The sequence below is a fragment of the Undibacterium sp. Tian12W genome, from assembly GCF_049339405.1.
Taxonomy (GTDB): domain Bacteria; phylum Pseudomonadota; class Gammaproteobacteria; order Burkholderiales; family Burkholderiaceae_D; genus Undibacterium.
Genome location: NZ_JBMPPK010000058.1, coordinates 1 through 1,493 on the forward strand (window position 1 = coordinate 1; position 1,493 = coordinate 1,493).

The 1,493-nt window shown below is 39.5% G+C and carries 3 protein-coding genes and 2 pseudogenes; 2 read left to right on the top strand and 3 right to left on the bottom strand.

Annotated features, from left to right (window positions below; genetic code table 11):
• Nucleotides 1-107, top strand: a pseudogene (locus ACO0LI_RS30555) (IS110 family transposase); the annotation flags it as partial.
• A 42-nt stretch (nucleotides 108-149) separates the two neighbouring features.
• Nucleotides 150-557 (top strand): hypothetical protein, encoded by a 408-nt coding sequence (locus ACO0LI_RS30560; protein WP_423037689.1) that lies wholly within the window; start codon nucleotides 150-152, stop codon nucleotides 555-557.
• A gap of 42 nt (nucleotides 558-599) precedes the next feature.
• Here the strand turns inward: ACO0LI_RS30560 and ACO0LI_RS30565 are convergent, their stop codons facing one another.
• The 3 genes and pseudogenes from ACO0LI_RS30565 to ACO0LI_RS30575 form a co-directional block, all read right to left on the bottom strand.
• Nucleotides 600-995: a hypothetical protein gene (locus ACO0LI_RS30565; protein ID WP_423037691.1), complete on the bottom strand. Its 396-nt coding sequence runs from the start codon at nucleotides 993-995 to the stop codon at nucleotides 600-602.
• A gap of 2 nt (nucleotides 996-997) precedes the next feature.
• Nucleotides 998-1,354, bottom strand: coding sequence for a hypothetical protein (locus tag ACO0LI_RS30570; RefSeq protein WP_422952839.1), 357 nt, complete (start codon nucleotides 1,352-1,354; stop codon nucleotides 998-1,000).
• Nucleotides 1,355-1,387: 33 nt separating this feature from the next.
• Nucleotides 1,388-1,493 (bottom strand): annotated as a pseudogene (locus tag ACO0LI_RS30575) (IS110 family transposase); the annotation flags it as partial.

Consider the following 1,493-nt stretch of genomic DNA (forward strand, 5'->3'; position numbering starts at 1 on the left):
AACCTGCCAAGCTCATTATTGGCGCTATGATGAGAAAGTTGATACATGTCGCTTTGGGGGTGTTGAAGTCCGGAAAGCCATTCGATGCTAGCTTGCATTTAGCTTGACTGGAATAACAGTATCTACGACACTGAATTGCAGGATTAAACATGACATCTTTTGCAGCAGACTTGCTTTCTCTTCTTGGTAAACATGAAGAGGAAAAAGAGACCGAGATCATATTAAATAAATATAATCTCAAGGACATATTTGATGACCCACCATCCCGCCGTTACATCGGATCAAGCGAAAAAGGTGTGGACGTATTGTTCGAGAACAATAAGGTCTTTGACATACAAATATTTGTTAAAAAATCCAATGACCATTCTGCTTTTGAGGGGGAACTACCATTTGGACTAAAGAATAATATGACCCAACAAGACGTACACAGGGTTTTGGGAGATCCAGAGTCATTCGATGAGTTCGATAGCCAGTATTCTTTAAAAAACCCGATCATCAGATTGACAGTGGCTTATGACAGGTCTGGCATTTTGCGTTATATAAGTTGTTGCACCTAGGTACGATTAGTGTAACGCAATCGTACTGAACGGCAGATATTTTTACAGACTCTCAGCAGCTTCTAGAATTTTCTCTAACTCCTCTTCATTATTGTCCAATAACGGAGTCTTGTCATAAAGAAATTGAGAGTTAAATCTACCATCTTCATGGATAACTAATAGAAAACCTCTCCATTCTTTACCACTTTTTAAATCGTCTTCGTATAACGCTTCAATGGCCTTCATTGACTCAAAAGATCCCCAAACATTAAATTTGTCATATTTGAGCATCTCTGGTCCACACCGACATCTCACTGTAGATTTATTTCTTAATGAATCGTCTCCATCCTCTTTTAGTAGCTCCTCATAGTAAATTATTTTTCTCCAATCCATTGGTGCTGTACTAGCAATTTCTTGAACAATGAAATTTAATGTTTCAAATTTTGGCAATAAAATCACAATTATCCTCCTGCTCTATTTATAAACCTTGTAAATATCCAATCGCCATCTGACTTCTGATAACCGGCAACAAACAAATCTGGCCTTCTTGTGGAGTTAGAGGAGCTATACACAGCCTGAATCGAAATGTTCATAGGTGCTCCCGTTTCTCTAATCAAATCTGCTAACGGATGCTCAAAATCCACTTTATAGCGACTTTGGTCAAGGTTCTTTAGAACCTCTCCATTTGAAAGAGTCACAGAACGTCCACTTCCTGGAACAACATTTAACCAATTAATCGGTCCGTCAAACTGATTTCCACCGAGATGGAAGCCTACATCTTCTAATGCACCTTCATGTCCAATTACGACTGTATCCACCTCACGACTAGCACGTAGATACTGTTATTCCAGTCAAGCTAAATGCAAGCTAGCATCGAATGGCTTTCCGGACTTCAACACCCCCAAAGCGACATGTATCAACTTTCTCATCATAGCGCCAATAATGAGCTTGGCAGGT

What these genes read in the sequence shown, in the direction of transcription:
- ACO0LI_RS30560 (WP_423037689.1), top strand. Translation starts at nt 150, where the DNA reads ATGACATCTTTTGCAGCAGACTTGCTTTCTCTTCTTGGTAAACATGAA.